Below are 1,027 nucleotides of genomic sequence, written 5' to 3'. Positions count from 1 at the left end.
ACGGACGTTAGCACCCGCAGTCTGTCTCCCGGATATCACTCATCGGTATTCGGAGTTTGCATCGGTTTGGTAAGTCGGGATGACCCCCTAGCCGAAACAGTGCTCTACCCCCAATGGTGTTCGTCCGAGGCGCTACCTAAATAGCTTTCGGGGAGAACCAGCTATCACCGAGTTTGATTAGCCTTTCACCCCTATCCACAAGTCATCCCCCGGCTTTTCAACGACGGTGGGTTCGGACCTCCAGTGCCTGTTACGGCACCTTCATCCTGCTCATGGATAGATCACTCGGTTTCGGGTCTATACCCTGCAACTAAACGCCCTATTCAGACTCGGTTTCCCTACGGCTCCCCTAAACGGTTAACCTTGCTACAGAATATAAGTCGCTGACCCATTATACAAAAGGTACGCAGTCACGGAACAAGTCCGCTCCCACTGCTTGTATGCACACGGTTTCAGGATCTATTTCACTCCCCTCACAGGGGTTCTTTTCGCCTTTCCCTCACGGTACTGGTTCACTATCGGTCAGTCAGGAGTATTTAGCCTTGGAGGATGGTCCCCCCATGTTCAGACAGGATATCACGTGTCCCGCCCTACTCGATTCATCTAATGTGCCCTTTTAAGTACAGGGCTATCACCTACTACGGCTGAGATTTCCATCTCATTCCTCTAAAACACACTAGACTTAATGGGCTTATCCCAGTTCGCTCGCCGCTACTACGGGAATCTCAATTGATTTCTTTTCCTAAGGGTACTGAGATGTTTCACTTCCCCTCGTTCGCCTCAATACACTATGTATTCATGTATTGATACCTACCTTATGGTAAGTGGGTTTCCCCATTCAGACATCTCCGGATCACAGGATTGTTGCCGCCTCCCCGAAGCTTTTCGCAGGCTCACACGTCTTTCATCGCCTCTGACTGCCAAGGCATCCACCATGTGCACTTAGTTACTTGACTATACAACCCTAAAACGTCGTACAGCTTCAACCTTAATACCAAGAACGCTTGATTCAGTTTGCTAGTTCTCT

At 49.6% G+C, this 1,027-nt stretch carries 1 rRNA gene; it reads right to left on the bottom strand.

Annotated elements, in window-relative coordinates:
• Positions 1-956 (bottom strand): 23S ribosomal RNA (locus tag E2B99_RS13385); the annotation flags it as partial.
• Positions 957-1,027 lie beyond the last annotated feature (71 nt).

This window comes from Alkanindiges illinoisensis (genome assembly GCF_004377485.1).
GTDB lineage: Bacteria > Pseudomonadota > Gammaproteobacteria > Pseudomonadales > Moraxellaceae > Alkanindiges > Alkanindiges illinoisensis_A.
This window is presented reverse-complemented; position numbering and strand designations above follow the sequence as displayed.